Origin of the sequence: Streptomyces sp. NPDC056296 (genome assembly GCF_042268605.1) — a bacterium.
In the GTDB taxonomy this organism is placed as follows: Bacteria; Actinomycetota; Actinomycetes; order Streptomycetales; family Streptomycetaceae; genus Streptomyces.
Genome location: NZ_JBHJRX010000004.1, coordinates 137,751 through 153,708, shown reverse-complemented (window position 1 = coordinate 153,708; position 15,958 = coordinate 137,751). Strand labels below are relative to the sequence as shown.

Below are 15,958 nucleotides of genomic sequence, written 5' to 3'. Positions count from 1 at the left end.
CGGCCGTCACGGCGGCGCGGATGTGACGGCCGTGACAGCCGTTACGGCATGAGGTGGTGGTCCGGGAAGTTTCCGGGCAGCCGCTCCCCCGCCGGGCCCCGCGTCACGGCGCGCACCAGCAACTCGCCGCCGACGAAGGCCCCGCGCCAGGACGCGCCGTGCCCGCCGAACAGCTCGTCACGGTCGCCGCGGGAGCGTGGCACACCGTGGCCGACCTTGAACGCGCGGATCTGCGGCGCCAGCCTGGCGTACGTCGCCGGGTCGTCCGTGGACAGCGTGGCCACCAGCGCGCCGTTGGAGGCGTTCATCGCGGCGAGCAGCTCTGCCTCGGTGTCGACCAGGACGATGGTGTCGACCGGGCCGAACGGTTCCGCGTGGTGCAGCGGCGAGGACCTAGGCGGGTCCAGGAGCGTGACCGGTTGGACGTAGGCCGAGGTGTCCTGGCCGGGCAGGAACCGCGCGTCGGCCGTGCTGCCGCGGTGCAGGGGTGCGGCGCCGCGCTCGACGGCCTCGGCGACCTGGGCCCGCAGTTCCTCGGCCTTCGCCGAGTTGATCACCGGCCCGAAGTCGAGCGCGGGGTACGGGTCGTCCGGTGCCCCGACGGCGAGCGGATGGCCGACTCGGAGGGTGCGGACCGCCGGGAGGTACGCCGCGAGGAACGCGTCGAACAGCCGGCGCTGGACGACGAAGCGCGGATAGGCCGTGCAGCGCTGCTTGCCGTAGTCGAAGAGCCTCGGGACCACCGCCGTGAGTGCGTCCCAGTCCGTGAAGTTCCAGATGCCCCAGGTGTTGAGTCCTTCCTGTTCGAGAATGTGCCGCTTGCCCAGGTCGGCGACGGCGGTGGCGACTGCGGCTCCGGTGTCGCGGCCGCCGACGAAGGAGACGCAGCCGATCTCGGGCGCCCGCACCAGCGCCTGGGAGAGCTCGCCTCCGCTGCCGCTGACGAGGGTGACGGGAACTCCCTCGCGGGCGGCGAGTGCGCAGGCCAGGGTCAGACAAGCGACACCGCCGTCGGTCGGGGTCTTGGCGATGACCGCGTTGCCTGCCAGTGCCTGTACCAGCAATGCGTGAACGAGCACGCTCATCGGGTAGTTCCAGCTCGCGATGTTGGACACCGGCCCGTCCAGCGGGGCCCTGCCTTTGGCCATCTCTTCGATGCCGTCGACGTACCAGCGCACGCCGTCGACGGCCCGGTCGACGTCGGCCTGCGCGAGCCGCCAGGGCTTGCCGATCTCCCAGACGAGCAGCAGCGCGAGCAGTTCGCGGTGCTGGGCGAGGGCGTCGAGGGTGGCCGCGACGCGGGCGCGGCGTTCGGTCAGGGGGACGTGGCGCCAGGCACGGTGCTGGTCGAGGGAAGCGCGTACGGCTTCGTGGGCCGTCGCGCCGTCCAGCCGGGCGGGCCGGTGATAGGGGTGCCGTCGACGGGGCTGGTGGCGGGCAGCACACGGCCGTCCGCCCGCCAGCTCCCGCCCCAGAGGTTGAGGACACGGTCGTCGTGGAACGCCTCGGGAGCGACGGTCTGGCAGCGCTGCCAGGCGTCGGTCCAGGAGGTGCCGGACTTGAGGACGAGGGCGGATGCGGCTGCGGCTGCGGCTGCGGCTGCGGCGGGTGTCGTGCCCGTGGTCGATGTCGTGCCCGTGGTCGATGTCGTGCCCGCGGCCGATGCCGTGCCCGCGTGGGCTGTCGCGCCTGCGGGGACAGTCACGTCCGCCACCGGAGTCGTCACTGCGGAGGCTGACACACCCGCGACGGGAGTCGTGCCAGCGGAGGCTGCCGCGCCAGCGGAGGCTGCCGCACCCGCGACGGGAGTCGCACCGGCGACGGGAGTCGTGCCAGCGACCGGAGTCGTGCCAGCGGTGGATGTCATGCGGGCGCTCCGTCCCGTGCTCCGCTCCCGAGTGCGGCGACGACGTGCCGTGCCGTCTCGGTCGGTGTGCTCCCGACCCGCACCCCGGCGGCCTCCAGCGCGTCCTTCTTCGCCTGCGCGGTGCCCGAGGAGCCGGACACGATCGCGCCGGCGTGGCCCATGGTCCGTCCCTCGGGCGCCGTGAAGCCGGCGATGTAGCCGACGACCGGCTTGGTGACGTGGTCGCGGATGTAGGCCGCCGCGCGCTCCTCCGCGTCGCCGCCGATCTCGCCGATGAGGACCATCAGTTCGGTCTCGGGGTCGTCCTGAACGCCGCGAGGCAGTCGATGTGGCTGGTGCCGACGACCGGGTCGCCGCCGATGCCGACGCAGGTCGAGAAGCCGATGTCGCGCAGCTCGTACATGAGTTGATAGGTGAGCGTGCCCGATTTGGAGACCAGTCCGATGCGGCCGGGCTTGGTGATGTCGGGCGGGATGATGCCCGCGTTGGACTGGCCCGGCGTGATCACGCCGGGGCAGTTGGTGAACATCTTCGGCATCGCCTTCCAGGTCGACATCGGTGAGGAGGCGGGCTTCGCGGCCGGGATCGTGGCCGCCGCGATGTCGCTGAAGGCGATCGTCAACGGCACCGGGCGCGGGGTCATCGGCTGGCTCTCCGACCTCTACGGCCGCAAGCAGTGCCTGCTCTACGTGTGCGCGATCCTGGGCCTCGCCCAGTTCGGCATCATCTGGTCGGCCGAGATCAAGAACCTGCCACTGTTCCTGATCTTCTCCGCCGTCTCCGGTTTCGGCGGCGGTGCCATCTTCCCGATGTTCGCGGCACTGACGGCGGACTACTTCGGCGAGAACAACAACGCCACCAACTACGGAATGGTCTACAGCTCCAAGCTCGTCTCCGGTCTGGGCGCGGGCATGGGCTCCGTGGTCGTCGCCGCCTGGGGCTACAACGGCGCCTTCACCCTGGCGGGCTGCATCTCGATCCTCGCCGGTTTCATGGCGCTGTTCCTGCGTCCTCCGGGTCGCCCGAAGAGCAAGCGCGTCACGCCCAATCCCCGGCCGCTGGGTGAGGGGTGACCTGACCGACCTTCCTCGCACGGACCGGGCGACCCCTCCCGCAGCACGCGGAAAGGGCCGCCCGGTCCGTGTCGCGGGTCAGCGGCGCCGCTTGCGCAGGGCCGCCAGGTTGTCGTAGCTGATCTTGGCCTCCCGCAGGGACTGCGCCGGGTCGGTGGCGCTCGGGGAGTTGTCGTCCTCGATCATCGGGTTGTGGTAGTTCCGTTGCCCGACCCGCGAGAAGAACGACGTGTAGTCGATGACGCCGGTTCCGAAGGGCACCATGTCGTAGCCCATGCCGTTGGTGGTGCTGACGACGCCGTCCTTGGCGTGGAACAGCGGGTAGCGCTTGTTGTTGCGGGCGACGAGCCCGGCCGGGTCGAAGACCTGCTTACGGGTCGAGCCGTCGTGTGCGGTGTACGTGTGGAACTTGTACTGGGCGACGTGCGCCCAGAAGATGTCCATCTCCAGCCATACGAGCCTCGGGTCGGTCCTCTTCAGGAAGTACTCGAGCTTCCGGATGCCCGAGCTGCGGGTCGGCCGGCCCTGGTCGTCCAGCGGGCCGCCGTCGAGCAGGAAGCCGTAGGCGCTGTCGTGGTTGTGCGTGTAGAGCTTGACGCCCTCGCGGCGGGCGATCGCGCCGAGGGCGTTCCACTTGTCGGCGGCCACGTCCCAGTCGGCGCGGTAGGAGCTGCCGGTGGGGTCGCCACCGGTGCCCATGTGGTCGAGGCCGAGGATGTTGGCGATCTCCAGGTGCTTCTTGAAGGTGTCCTTGTCCGCCGTGGTCAGCGGCCAGGAGGACGGGATGAAGCCGTGGTTGCCCTGGGCGCGCAGGCCGTAGTCGTCGAGCCAGCAGCGCAGCAGCCTGGCGCCCTCGACGGTTTCCAGGTTCGCGCCGCCGGGCGCGTTGGCGTGCTGGCGGTACCCGGCGAACTCCACCTGCCGGTAGCCGTGGCGCGCCAGCTGCTTGAACACCTCGCGGAAGCCGGAGGGCAGGTCGGTGGCGAGGGGGTCGCGGCCGGTGGCGTCCCGGACGGTGTACAGGATGATGCCGCGCTTGTCCGCCGGGACGAGGACGTGCCCGCCGTGACCGTGGCCATGCCCGTGACCGTGGCCATGCCCGTGTCCGTGGTCTCTGCCCCGGTCCTGGGCGTGGGCGGGGGCGGCGCCGAAGACGGGGGCCGCGACGGCTCCGGCGGCCACGGCGGTGCACGTGCTGAGGAAGCGGCGCCGGTCCACGCCGAGGGTGCGGCGCAGGCCTTCGCCCGGGCCGTCGACGGCCGGGTCCGTGGTGGCGTCGGTGCGGGACGGGTCGGAGAACAGGGTCACGGGTGCCTGCCTTCTGGGTCGTGGCCTGCCCGGATGCGGCTGGGGCGGGCCGTTGTCAGTGCCGTGTGTTTCACTCTCAGTAGCTGGATCTCGGGGGCCGCACGTGGTGCCTCGTCAGCCGAGTCCGGCGAGCTGGAGCAGGAGTTGTTTCACATCGGTGGCCGCGACGCGGTCTCCGACAGCGCGGGGGGTGGAGCAGATGAGGAGCGGACCGTCGTCGTCGCTCGCTGGGAGGCGGCCGTGGCTGCCTCGAATAGGTGAGGGGTCCAGGGGCACGACCGCCATGCGGTAGCGCATGCCGAGCTTCTTGCGGGCCAGGGCGGTGGCCGCCTTGACCTTGACGTAGGGGTCGAGGGGATCCATGAACAGCTCGACCGGGTCGTAGCCGGGTTTGCGGTGGATCTCGACGAGCTGCGCGAAGTCGGGCGCGCGGTCGTCGTCGAGCCAGTAGTAGTACGTGAACCAGGCGTCCGGCTCCGCCACGGCGACGAGCTCGCCGGCGCGCGGATGGTCGAGGTGGTGGGCCTTCTTGCCCTCGTCGTCGAGGAGTTGCTCGATGCCGGGCAGTCCGTCGAGGGCGGCGCGGGTGGCGTCGAGGTCCTCGGGGCGGCGCACGTAGACGTGGGCGATCTGGTGGTCCGCGACCGCGAAGGCGCGGGAGGCCATCGGGTCGAGGTACTCCATGCCGTCCTGCGTGTGCACCTCCAGCAGGCCGGCGCGGCGCAGGGCGCGGTTGATGTCGACGGGCCGGTTCACGCGGGTGATGCCGTACTCGGACAGCGCGACGACGGTGCGGCCCTCGGCGCGGGCGTCGTCGAGGAGCGGTGCCAGCGCCGCGTCCAGGTCGGCGGCGGCCTTCAGCGACCACGGGTCGTCGGGGCCGAAGCGCTGCAGGTCGTAGTCGAGATGAGGGAGGTAGCAGAGCGTCAGGTCGGGGTGCCGGGTGGCCATGACGTGCCGGGTCGCGTCGATGATCCACTGGCTGGAGACCAGGTCGGCGCCGGGTCCCCAGAAGTGGAAGAGCGGGAAGGTGCCGAGCTTGTCGGTGAGTTCGTCGTGCAGGGCCGGGGGCCGGGTGTAGCAGTCGGGTTCCTTGCGGCCGTCCGCGTAGTAGACGGGACGGGGGGTGACGGTGAAGTCGGTGTCGGCGCCCATGGCGTACCACCAGCAGATGTTGGCGACGGTGTAGCCGGGGTGGGCGCGGCGGGCGGCGTCCCAGAGCTTGTCGCCGGCGACGAGTCCGTTGTGCTGGCGCCACAGCAGGACGTCACCGAGTTCGCGGAAGTACCAGCCGTTGCCGACGATGCCGTGCTCGGACGGGTGGGTGCCGGTGAGGAAGGTGGACTGGGCCGCGCAGGTGACGGCGGGCAGGACGGTGCCCAGCGGCGCGCGAAAGCCGGACTGGCCGAGCTGCTTGAGGTGGGGCATGTGGTCGAGGAGACGGGGGGTGAGGCCGACGACGTCCAGGACGAGGAGAGGGGTCGGTCCGTCGGAGTGGGTCGGTGGGGTCATGGCAGTTCCTTCAGGCCGAGGTCCGTCAACAGGTCGCGGGCGAGGGTGAGCTCGGCGGCGATGCCGTCGGTGAGCTGGGCGCGGGCGCGGGGCCGCAGCTCGGGCGGGAGGGCCTGCCAGGTGTAGGTCTCGACCTCCAGATGGCGGGTGAGCGGGTGCGGGCCGCCGACCAGCCGGGTCAGCGCTGCCTTGAGCACGGGGAGGGTGGAGGTGAGGGGCGCGGCGGGGGCCGCGTGGAGAGGGACGTGGAAGTGGGCGCGCCAGGGTGTGGTGCCGGGCAGGGCGCCGCCGTCCGCCAGGGCCTCCTCGAGGTCGTCGGTGCCGTGCAGGCCGGCGGAGGTGGCGGCGCGGGTCTGGTGCAGGAAACGGGGTTCGGCGAAGGCGGCGAGAGCTTCGCGGACCTCGGGGAGAGAGGGCTGTTCGGCGTGCAGGGCGGCGGAGAGCTGGGACTTGACGATGGGGACGCGGGCGTCGGTGAGGGCGTCCAGGGCGGTGTGCGGGTCTTCGAAGGAGGTGGCGAGGTGGCAGGTGTCGACGCAGATGCCGATGCGGTCGTGGGCGATCGCGGTCAGCGGGGCGATGGCGTCGTGGGTGGTCTCCACGACACACCCGGGTTCGGGTTCGAGGCCGACGCGGATGGAGCGGCCGGTCAGTTCCTGGAGGGCGTCGAGGCGTTCGGCGAGGGTGACCAGGGCGGTGCGGGCCTTGTCGGCGCGGGTGTCGTCGTACGCGGTGCGCCAGGCGAGCGGCAGTGTGGAGATGGTGCCGTCCGTGACGTCGTCGGGCAGGAGGCCGGCGAGGACTCGGGCCAGGGACGTGGTGTGGTCGAGGCGTTCGGGGTCGGCCCAGTCCGGTGTGTAGACGCGGTACTTGACCTCCTCGGCGCCGAAGCCCTCATAGGGGAAGCCGTTGAGGGTGACGACCTCCAGGCCGCGACGGTCGAGTTCGGTGCGCAGCCCGCGCAGTGCGGCGGGGTCGGTGACCAGGGCGTGGGCGGCGTCGCGGGCGAGCCACAGCCCGATGCCGAGGCGGTCGCGGCCCAGCCGGCGGCGGACCGGCTCGCAGTGGTCGCGGAGCTGGGCGAGGACGCCGTCGAGGGTCTCGGCGGGGTGGACGTTGGTGCAGTAGGCGAGGTGGACGGTGGAGCCGTCGGGGTGCCGGAAGCGCATGGCTCACTCCCCGCCGCGCAGGATGGAGTTGCCCTCGTGCGTGGCGTCGGCCGAGGTCACGTCGAGGACCAGCCGCCCGCTGAGTCCGTAGAAGGCGACGGGGTTGCGCCACAGCACCAGGTCCACGTCGTCCTCGGTGAAGCCCTCGTCGAGCATCAGGTCGCCGACCTTGCGGGTCTTGAGCGGGTCGCTCTTTCCCCAGTCGGCGGCGGAGTTCACCAGGACCTGTTCCGGGCCGTACTCGCGCAGGAGGGCGACCATCCGCGCCTCGTCCATCTTGGTGTCCGGATAGACGGAGAAGCCGAGCCAGGCGCCGCTGTCCTTGGCCTCCTTGACGGTGGTCTCGTTGAGGTGGTCGACCAGTACGCGGTCCGTGGGCAGCGCGGACTCGCGGACCGCGTCCAGGGTGCGTCGCAGGCCGGCCAGCTTGTCGCGGTGCGGGGTGTGCACGAGGGCGGGCAGGCCGTGTTCGGCGGCGAGCTGGAGCTGGGTGGCCAGGGCGGTGTCCTCGGCCGGGGTCATCGAGTCGTATCCGATCTCGCCGACGGCCACGACCCGGTCCTTGACGAGGTAGCGGGGCAGTTCGTCGAGGACGGGCAGGCACCGGGGGTCGTTCGCCTCCTTGGGGTTGAGGGCGATGGTGCAGTGGTGGGCGATGCCGTACTGGGCGGCGCGGAAGGGCTCCCAGCCGAGCAGGGCGTCGAAGTAGTCGCGGAAGGAGGCGGGAGAGGTGCGGGGCTGGCCGAGCCAGAAGGAGGGCTCGACGACGGCACGCACACCGGCGGCGTACATGGCCTGGTAGTCGTCGGTGGTCCGGGACGTCATGTGGATGTGGGGGTCGAAGATGCGCATCAGGACTCCTTGCCGTGGGGGTCGGCCGTGCCGTGCGAGGAGCGCGCGGGCTCGGTCAGGGCCAGGACGCGGTGCAGGTCTTCGGGGACCGGACGGCCCGCGGCGGTGCGTTCGGCGGCGTAGTCGGCGAGCATGCGGGCGAGTTCGGCGTCGGCGCGGGCCCGCCGGTCGAGGTCCGCCACGTGGTCGACGGGGACGCCGGTGAACAGGCACTTCAGCACGGCGTGCCGCCACTGGTGCGGGTCCAGGTGCCGGGCGGCGTACGGGCCGAGGGCGGCGGCGACCAGCCGGGTGTCGTTGGTGCGCAGGGCGTCCTCGACGAGCGGGAGGGCGTCGGGGCCGGGCACGAGGTGGGGCAGCGCGTGCAGGACGGCGCGGCGTTCGTCGGCGGTGCCCTGGGAGTAGACCCGGGTCAGCGCCTCCGGGTCGGCGTGGGCCGCGTGCAGGACGAGGACGCGGGCGGCGTCGGCGTGGGCGGGGCCGCAGCGGCGGCCTGCCTCGGCCAGGCGCAGCTCCCAGACGGAGATGGGGCCGTGGCCGCCGGGGTGGCTGGCGGCCTCGTCCAGGGCCTGGTCCAGCCAGGCCCGGGCGGCTCCGCCGAGCTCGGCGGTGAGGGTGGCGCGCAGGTCGGCCGGCGAGATGTGGGCGGGGGTGGTGCCCTGGGAGTCCCGTCCGGCGGGGGTGGTGCCCTGGGGGTCCCCTCCGGCGGGGGCGCCGTCCGCGTCCTGGGTGCTCGGGGTGACGTGGGTGGCGTGTGGCTGCGTCATGGGTGTGGCTCCCTTCAGTGGGTGGCGGAGGGCTCGCCGGAGCGGTTCGTGAGGCGGGGCGCGGACGCTGCCGCGGCCCCGCGGAGGAAGGGGAGGGAGCGTTCGGCGAAGTGGGGGCCCGCGTGGGAGTGGCGCGGCAGTTCGACGACGGTCAGGCCCTGGTAGCCGGTGGCGGCGAGGGCCTCCAGGACGGGCGGGAAGTCGATCTCGCCGTCACCGAAGGGGAGGTGTTCGTGCACGCCGCGGCGCATGTCCTCGATCTGTACGTGGCGCAGCCAGGGGGCGGCGGCGCGCACGCAGTCGGCGGGAGGGAGGGGTTCGAGGCACTGGCAGTGGCCGATGTCCAGGGTGAGGCCGAGGTGCTCCCGGTCGCCGAGGATGCCGCGCAGCCGGTGGAAGTCGGCGAGGGTGGCGAGGAGGTGGCCCGGTTCGGGCTCGACGGCCAGCGGGACGCCCTCGGTGGCGGCGGCGTCCAGGACCGGGGAGAGGGACTCGGCCAGCCGCTTCCACGCCGTGTCCTCGTCCGTCCCGGCCGGGGTGATGCCGCTGAAGCAGTGCACGGCGTGGGCCCCCAGGTCGGCGGCGACCCGGACGGCGCGGACGAGGAGGTCGGCGCGGCGGGCCCGGTCGTCCGGGTCCGGGTCGAGGAGGGAGGGGCCGTGCTTGCGACGCGGGTCGAGCACATAGCGGGCGCCCGTCTCCACGGTGACGCCCAGCCCGAGCGCGTCCAGCCGGTGGGCGACCCGGCGGGTGCGGGCGGCCAGGTCGTCGGCGAGCGGGTCGAGGTGCATGTGGTCGAGGGTCAGGCCGACGCCGTCGTAGCCCAGGTCGGCGAGGAGGGCGAGGGCGTCGTCGAGGCGGAGGTCGGCGAGGCCGTTGGTGCCGTAGCCGAAGCGGAGAGGGGACGGCGTGGCACCGTCACGGGCCGGCCGCGGGCTCGCGGTCACGGCCGCGTGGCCGTCCGTGCCCGCGTTCGGCTCCTGGTGCGGGTTCCGGCTCATGTGATGCTCACCTTCCTCATGGCCGCCCTTCTCGCGAACATCCGGCCGGCCGGAGCCAGGGCCGCGACCAGCAGGGACGTGGCGGTCGCGCCGGAGCGGGCGGCGAGCGCGGCCTGGAGCGGGATGGTGGCCCTGATGCCGCCGCCGACGGCCCGCTGGGTGAGCGGGGGTGAGGGGTTGAGCGCGGCGTGGAAGTAGGGACGGGCGGCCGTGGCGGCGTAGGCGGCGCCCAGGGCGGTGGCGAGGGCAGCGGTGCCCCGGGGCCGCCGGCCCTCAGCGGGGCTGGAGCCCGGCAGGCCGGGGGCGGCTGCTGCCCACCGGCCTGCCGGGAGTCGGGTGCGGCGGTGGGTGACCAGCCGCGTCAGCGCCCCCGTCGTCGCGAGGGCCGCCAGCGGGGCCAGGACCGAGCCGCCGGTGGTCTCGCGGCGGGAGACGGCCGTGACCGCGAGGGTGTGGCTGCCGAGCAGTGCGGCGGAGGGCAGTGCGGCCCGGGTGCCGCCGCCGGTGGCGGCCGCGCCCAGGAGCAGGTCCAGTCCGCGGGCGGCGGCCATGGCCGCGGGACCGGCCGGCGTGTGTTTCAGCGCCAGGTCGTAGGCCCAGACGGTCGCCGCCAGCGGAGCGGCCACCGCGAGGGCGGGTCGCCCGGCACGGGCGGCGAGCAGCAGACCGGCGCCGGTGAGGCCGCAGGCCGCGGTGAGGGCGGCGGCGGGGCGGATACGGCCGGACGGAAGGGGGCGATGCGGGCGTTCCACGGCGTCCTCTTCGCGGTCCGCCCAGTCGTTCAGGGCCATGCCGGCCTCGTACAGGCACAGGGAGGAACCGATGGCGAGCAGGGTGCGGGGGCCTGGGCGTACGCCGGCCGCCGCGGCGCCGGCCAGGGCGTCACCGGGGACGGTGAACAGGGCAGGCAGACGGAGCAGTTCGGCCCAGGCTCCGGCGTCGCCGGGGCGGGGGCGGGGGCGGGGGCGGGGGCGGGGCGGGCGGGTCGCATCACCGTCGCCGGGCGGCGTCGCGAGGTCGGCGCCCCGGCCATCGGCGGGCGGCGCGGCGGCGTCGGCGCCTTGGCCGTCCGTCGGCACACCGGGCACTGCGAGCACCCCGGACGAGGTGGACGACCCGGACGACCCGGATGCGTCCCGCGCCCTGGCGCGGCTCATCGCCGCGTCCCGTGCTCGACGCCGTCGCCCCCGTCGTCCCGCAACCGCCCCGCGAAGCCCACCAGCTCCGCGTACTGCTCGCCCAGTGACGACGGACCGTCGCCCACCGGGTCCTTGAAGTAGAAGCCCAGTTCGCCCAGCGGGCCGGACAGGCCCCTTTCCCGGGCGCGGGCGACCAGCCGCGCCAAGTCGAGGACGAGCGGCGCGGCGAGCGCCGAGTCGCAGCCCTGCCAGGTGGTCTGGAGGACCATGCGGGCGCCGAGGAAGCCGTCGAAGGCGATGTGGTCCCAGGCGGTCTTCCAGTCGCCGAGCGCGGGCACGTCGTCGATGTGGACCTCGCCTTGGGGCGCGGCGCCGAGGGTGTCGGCGAGGACGCGTTCCTTGCCCGCGTTCTTGGCGGCGGCCGCCGCGGGGTCGGCGAGGGCGGCGCCGTCGCCACCGCCCAGGAGGTTGGTGCCGGACCAGGCGCGCACGGTGAGGGCGCGTTGCAGGAACATCGGTCCGAGTACCGAGCGCAGGAGGGTTTGCCCGGTCTTGCCGTCACGGCCCGCGTAGGGCAGGCCCGAGGAGTCGGCGAGCGGGGCCAGCGCCGGATGGTGCAGGCCCGTGGAGGGGGTGAAGTTGACGTAGGGGCAGCCGGCGCGCAGGGCGGCGGCCGCGTAGAGGGAGCTGGGCGGCAGCGTGCCGTCGGTGGGGGCGGGTTCGGTGGAGGCGACGTTGACCACGACGGCGCCCGCGAGGCCCTGGCGTCGCACGAAGTCGCGGATGTCGTCCGCGAACACGTCGATCCACTCGTCCTGGGTGCGGTCCGGGCCGCCGTCCGTGCCCCCGGGGAGGGGACCACCGGGCCTGATCTCCTGGTCGGCGGCGACGAGTTCGGCGTGTACGGCGGACGGCAGGCCGTGCGGCAGGACGCCACCGGCGGCGAGGTGCTCGGCACGCTTGGGCAGCGGGCAGTCGACGGTGTCGTGACCGCCGAAGACGAGGGACGACAACGATGGCAGACCGCACGAGGCGAAGGGAGCGGTCTCGGTGACCATCCCGGTCGGCGGATGGAGCCCGGCGGCGACGGCCGCGCAGCCCGCGACGGCGGTGGTGGCCACGGAACCGCGCGCACCGATGAGCCAGACACCGAGGCGGGGGGCCGAGGAGGGGGTGGGCAGGGACGGTTCGGCGGACATGGGCAGCCTCCTTGTCGTATGCGAACCGGGTGCGATACCGGAAGCGGGGCCCGGGCGGTGCCCGGGGAGACGGCGGGCGGAGGTCCGGCGTCCTCCGCCCGCCGCCGTTCTAGTCGCCCTTGGCGGGCAGTTCCTTCAGCTGGATGTCGCGGAAGGAGACCTGGTCGTCGGCGCCGTGGTTCTGGAGGCCGATGTAGCCGTCGGTCAGGCTCCGCTCGGGGTCCTTGTTGGTGAAGTCGTTGATCTTGACTCCGTTGAGGAACACCTGGAGGCGTTCGCCCCGGACCTTGATCTCGTAGGAGTTCCACTGGCCGGGCGGCCGCAGGACCTGGTCACGGGCCTTGGTGTTCGCCGACTTGAAGGAGTAGACGGAGCCCGTGGTGCGGTCCGGCGCGTCCGTGGCGTCGATCTGGATCTCGTAGCCCTTGTTCACCGCGGACCAGGGGTCGTCGGAGGCCGGGAAGCCCACGAAGATCCCGGAGTTGTCGTCGCCCCGCATCTTCCAGTCGAGCTTGAGGGAGTACGACTTGAGCTCCTTGGCCTGGTACCAGAGCAGGCCCATGCCGCCGTTGGACTCCAGCGTGCCGTCCTTGACGTCGAACGTGCCGGGGCCGGCCTGCTTCCAGCCGTCCCGGGTCTGGCCGTTGAAGATGTCCCGGTAGCCCTTGTCCGGCTTGCAGTCCGCCTTGACCTGGCCGGTGGCGTACTGCATGCCGCCGAGCAGGTGGGTGCGGAAGGCCTCGTCGGCGTAGGACTCCTTGGTGTGACCGCCGCCGGTGTAGAAGGAGCGGCCGCCGCCGTAGCTCTGGCACCAGGCGATCGGGTGGTCGCCCTTCATGTTCCCGCCGTCGTAGGTGGTCTCGTCGAGGGTGGCGAGGATCTTGGCCTGCTCACGCGGGTTGGTGCGGTAGTTGTACCACTCGTCGGTGCGCTCCCACGCGTCGTCCAGGTGCGCGGTCGACGGGTGGTCGTGGTCCTCGACGCGCACGGTGGCCTTCTGGATGGCCGGGTGCGAGTCGAAGTGGGCGCCGACGAGGCCGCCGTAGAACTCCCAGTCGTACTCGGTGTCGGCGGCGGCGTGGATGCCCATGTAGCCGCCGCCGTTCTTGACGTAGTTCTCGAACGCCTTCTGCTGGTCGGCGTTGAGGACGTCACCGGTGGTGGACATGAAGGCCACCGCGTCGTACTTGGCGAGATTGGCCGTGGTGAACTGCCCGGCCTCCTCGGTCGCGGTGACGGAGATGCCGGCCGGACCGCCGAGCTCCTTCAGCGCGGCGACACCCTCCGGGATGGAGTCGTGCCGGAAGCCCGCCGTCTTGGAGAAGACCAGGACCTTCTTGCCCTTCTTGAACGGCTCCTTGGAGAACTCGAAGTCGTCCACGTCGAACAGCGCGCCGTCGCCGCCCCGGAAGACCAGGTAGATCTCCGTGGTGCGCTTCGGCAGCGAGCGCAGCGGCACGTCGACGTTCTGGAACGTCTCCCAGCTGCCGGTCGGCGGGATGTACGCCGAGCCGTGCAGCTTGCCGGTGGGCGAGCCGGTGCGCAGCTCGACGAAGCCGCCGGCACCGCCGGACGAGGCCCGGACGGTCAGCTTCTTCTGCCCGTCGAACTTGTACGGGCTGAAGGAGATCCAGTCGCCGTCGTTGATGTCACCGACGGTCTTGCCGCCGTTGGCGCCTGTCTTGTCGTACGTCTTGACGCCCGACTGGGTGGTGAAGTGCTCGGCCTGGCGGTGCGGCGGCTGGATCACGGTGCGCGCGGTGCCGGTCAGTGCCTCCTGGCCGTTCGCCCCGCCGTCGGTGTAGCTGGCGCCGACGACGCCGTAGATGTTGGCGTTGGGGTCGTGGCCGCCGTCACCCGGGGGCGGGTTGAGGGTGCCCTCACAGCCCATCTCGCTGGTCAGCTCGTGGGCGTGGGAGTCGTGGCCGAGGCTGTAGGCGACCTTGACCTTGGAGCAGTCGATCGTCTCCTCGGGGTCGGTGACCTTCACCTTGAAGGGGATGGGCTCCCCCATCGGCAGCAGGGTGCCGTTGCCCGGCGTCTCGATGGTCACCTTGGGCTCGGTGTTGCCGACCACGACCCGGACGCTGGCGTTGCCGGTGTTACCCTCGGGGTCCTTCGCGGTGAAGGTCGCGGTGTAGGTGCCGACCTTCTTGTACTTGTGGGTGGGGGTGAGTCCCTCCCCCTTGGTGCCGTCGCCGAAGTCCCAACTGTAGGTGAGGTGCGGGGAGTCGGCGTCCTTGGCGGAGGCGGTGAACTTGACCTTCAGGCCGGCCGCACCGGACGTCTTGTTCGCGCTCACCTCGGCGATCGGGGAGAAGCCGTCCTCGGCGTTCTCGATCCGGTACAGCGCGGAGTTCTCGTCGCCCTGGAACCAGGAGACTCCGTAGTCCAGCACGTAGAGCGCGCCGTCGGGGCCGAACTCCATGTCCATGATCTGGGTGCCGGTCCACGGGAAGTCGTTGATCTTCGCGACCGTGCCGTCGGCGTTCTGCTCGATCCGCTTGATCCAGCGGCGGCCGAACTCACCCGCGAAGAAGTCGCCGTCGAACTCCTCGGGGAACTTCACGGAGGATTCGAGTTCCGGGTCGTAGCGGTAGACCGGGCCGGCCATCGGGGACTCGGAGCCGGTGCCGAACTCGGGCACGGAGTCGCCGTCGTACGGGATCCAGGCGGCCTGCGCGGGCGGCAGGTCGGTGAGGCCGGTGTTGTACGGCGAGGTGTTCTTCGGCGCGGCGCAGTCGAACTTCTCACCGGGTGTCTTGGTCGCGAAGTCCCAGTCGGTGTAGGCGTCGTTGTCGCCGGTGCAGAACGGCCAGCCGAAGTTGGCGGGCTTGGTGACCTTGGCGAACTCGACCTGGCCCGCGGGGCCCCGGTTCGGGTCGGCGGCACCGGCGTCGGGGCCGTAGTCACCGACGTAGATCGTGCCGGTCTTGTCGTCGACGCTCATCCGGAACGGGTTGCGGAAGCCCATCGCGTAGATCTCGGGACGGGTCTTGTCGGTGCCCGGCGGGAAGAGGTTGCCCTCCGGGACGGTGTACGAGCCGTCCTCGGCGACCTTGATGCGCAGGATCTTGCCGCGCAGGTCGTTGGTGTTGCCGGAACTGCGGCGGGCGTCGAACGCCGGGTTACGGTCGGGGCGCTCGTCGATCGGCGTGTAGCCCTCGGAGTCGAAGGGGTTGGTGTCGTCGCCGGTGGACAGGTACAGGTTGCCTTCGGCGTCGAAGTCGATGTCGCCGCCGACGTGGCAGCACATGCCGCGCGAGGCCGCGACGTCCAGGACCTTCTTCTCGCTGGCGAGGTCGAGCGTGCCGTTGGTGTTGAGCACGAAGCGAGAGAGGCGGTTGACACCCTCGAACTTCTTGAAGTCCTCGGCGGTCCCGGTCAGTGGGGCGTCGCCCGCGGGCGTGTCCAGCGGCGGGGCGTAGTAGAGGTAGATCGCCCGGTTGTTCTCGAAGTCCGGGTCGATGCCGACGCCCTGCAGGCCCTCCTCGTCGTGGCTGTAGACGTCGAGCTTGCCGGCGACCTTGGTGACGCCGCCCTGGTCGGTGAGGCGCAGTGTGCCGTCGCGCGAGGTGTGCAGGACGCTGCGGTCCGGGAGTACGGCGAGCGACATCGGCTCGCCCATCTCGGGTTCGCCCTTGGCGAGCGGTACCTGCTGGAACTGCCCCTCGGCGGCTGCCGGTCCGTCGTGCTCCGGGTGGCCGGGGTGGGCGCCGGCGACGGTCGCCGGGGTGCCCACGGCCAGCATCAGGCCGGTGAACAGGGCGAGGGTGGTGCGAAGCCTCGTGGGTTTGGACTTTCTGGTTCTGCCTCTGTGCACGAAGTCCCTCCGGGAACGGGATGGGCCGTACGGGTGGGTGCGAAGACGTGCCGTGCGAGCGCCGGGGTGCACCGTCACCCCGGAGGTGTGGATGTCCTGAACACTTCAGGGACGGTAACCGCGTTCTTCCTGGGCCAACACCCCTTGGATCAGAACCGGTTGAACTTTTCCCCAATACAGGACAAAGCAGGATTCGGGCAGGCCGGACCGGGGACCGGCGGACATTCCGGCCCCCGTCCCCGACCTGC

The 15,958-nt window shown here is 72.1% G+C and carries 9 protein-coding genes and 3 pseudogenes; 1 reads left to right on the top strand and 11 read right to left on the bottom strand.

All coding sequences use genetic code 11. The features are described from left to right. Nucleotides 1–41: 41 nt before the first annotated feature. Nucleotides 42–1,570, bottom strand: a pseudogene (locus tag ACFCZF_RS04785) (aldehyde dehydrogenase family protein); the annotation flags it as partial. A 293-nt stretch (nt 1,571–1,863) separates the two neighbouring features. Next, nucleotides 1,864–2,387: pseudogene (locus tag ACFCZF_RS04780) on the bottom strand (succinate--CoA ligase subunit alpha); the annotation flags it as partial. Nucleotide 2,388: 1 nt separating this feature from the next. On the opposite strand from ACFCZF_RS04780, the pseudogene ACFCZF_RS04775 reads away from it, so the two are divergent. Continuing rightward, nucleotides 2,389–2,940 (top strand): annotated as a pseudogene (locus ACFCZF_RS04775) (MFS transporter); the annotation flags it as partial. Nucleotides 2,941–3,018: 78 nt separating this feature from the next. Here ACFCZF_RS04775 and ACFCZF_RS04770 read toward each other — a convergent pair. The 9 genes from ACFCZF_RS04770 to ACFCZF_RS04730 all read right to left on the bottom strand — a co-directional run bounded on the left by ACFCZF_RS04770 (nt 3,019) and on the right by ACFCZF_RS04730 (nt 15,638). After that, entirely contained in the window at nt 3,019–4,248 is a 1,230-nt protein-coding gene (locus tag ACFCZF_RS04770) for a sugar phosphate isomerase/epimerase family protein (protein WP_376670413.1), read from the bottom strand. 114 nt (nt 4,249–4,362) lie between these two features. Next, a complete protein-coding gene (locus ACFCZF_RS04765; protein WP_376670412.1) occupies nt 4,363–5,760 on the bottom strand; it encodes a nucleotide pyrophosphatase/phosphodiesterase family protein in 1,398 nt (465 codons plus the stop codon). After that, nucleotides 5,757–6,929: a metabolite traffic protein EboE gene (gene eboE / locus ACFCZF_RS04760; RefSeq protein WP_376670411.1), complete on the bottom strand. Its 1,173-nt coding sequence runs from the start codon at nt 6,927–6,929 to the stop codon at nt 5,757–5,759. Before eboE ends, ACFCZF_RS04765 begins: the two co-directional genes overlap by 4 nt. A gap of 3 nt (nt 6,930–6,932) precedes the next feature. Beyond that, nucleotides 6,933–7,781, bottom strand: coding sequence for a TatD family hydrolase (locus ACFCZF_RS04755; protein ID WP_376670410.1), 849 nt, complete (start codon nt 7,779–7,781; stop codon nt 6,933–6,935). After that, nucleotides 7,781–8,548, bottom strand: a complete 768-nt coding sequence (locus ACFCZF_RS04750) for an EboA domain-containing protein (RefSeq protein WP_376670409.1) — start codon at nt 8,546–8,548, stop codon at nt 7,781–7,783. The genes ACFCZF_RS04755 and ACFCZF_RS04750 overlap by 1 nt, the downstream gene beginning before the upstream one ends. Before the next feature lie 14 nt (nt 8,549–8,562). Next, the gene (locus tag ACFCZF_RS04745; protein ID WP_376670408.1) at nt 8,563–9,549 is read right to left on the bottom strand and encodes a sugar phosphate isomerase/epimerase family protein; all 987 of its coding nucleotides are present in this window, start codon (nt 9,547–9,549) and stop codon (nt 8,563–8,565) included. Further along, the gene (locus ACFCZF_RS04740) at nt 9,546–10,706 is read right to left on the bottom strand and encodes an SCO3242 family prenyltransferase (RefSeq protein WP_376670407.1); all 1,161 of its coding nucleotides are present in this window, start codon (nt 10,704–10,706) and stop codon (nt 9,546–9,548) included. Before ACFCZF_RS04740 ends, ACFCZF_RS04745 begins: the two co-directional genes overlap by 4 nt. Then, nucleotides 10,703–11,887, bottom strand: coding sequence for an inositol-3-phosphate synthase (locus tag ACFCZF_RS04735; protein ID WP_376670406.1), 1,185 nt, complete (start codon nt 11,885–11,887; stop codon nt 10,703–10,705). Before ACFCZF_RS04735 ends, ACFCZF_RS04740 begins: the two co-directional genes overlap by 4 nt. A 109-nt stretch (nt 11,888–11,996) precedes the next feature. Beyond that, the gene (locus ACFCZF_RS04730) at nt 11,997–15,638 is read right to left on the bottom strand and encodes a ThuA domain-containing protein (protein ID WP_376670447.1); all 3,642 of its coding nucleotides are present in this window, start codon (nt 15,636–15,638) and stop codon (nt 11,997–11,999) included. Nucleotides 15,639–15,958 lie beyond the last annotated feature (320 nt).

Coding starts and splice junctions, on each gene's coding strand:
- ACFCZF_RS04765 (WP_376670412.1), bottom strand. CDS start 5,760: ATGACCCCACCGACCCACTCCGACGGACCGACCCCTCTCCTCGTCCTG.
- eboE (WP_376670411.1), bottom strand. CDS start 6,929: ATGCGCTTCCGGCACCCCGACGGCTCCACCGTCCACCTCGCCTACTGC.
- ACFCZF_RS04755 (WP_376670410.1), bottom strand. CDS start 7,781: ATGCGCATCTTCGACCCCCACATCCACATGACGTCCCGGACCACCGAC.
- ACFCZF_RS04750 (WP_376670409.1), bottom strand. CDS start 8,548: ATGACGCAGCCACACGCCACCCACGTCACCCCGAGCACCCAGGACGCG.
- ACFCZF_RS04745 (WP_376670408.1), bottom strand. CDS start 9,549: ATGAGCCGGAACCCGCACCAGGAGCCGAACGCGGGCACGGACGGCCAC.
- ACFCZF_RS04740 (WP_376670407.1), bottom strand. CDS start 10,706: ATGAGCCGCGCCAGGGCGCGGGACGCATCCGGGTCGTCCGGGTCGTCC.
- ACFCZF_RS04735 (WP_376670406.1), bottom strand. CDS start 11,887: ATGTCCGCCGAACCGTCCCTGCCCACCCCCTCCTCGGCCCCCCGCCTC.
- ACFCZF_RS04730 (WP_376670447.1), bottom strand. CDS start 15,638: ATGCTGGCCGTGGGCACCCCGGCGACCGTCGCCGGCGCCCACCCCGGC.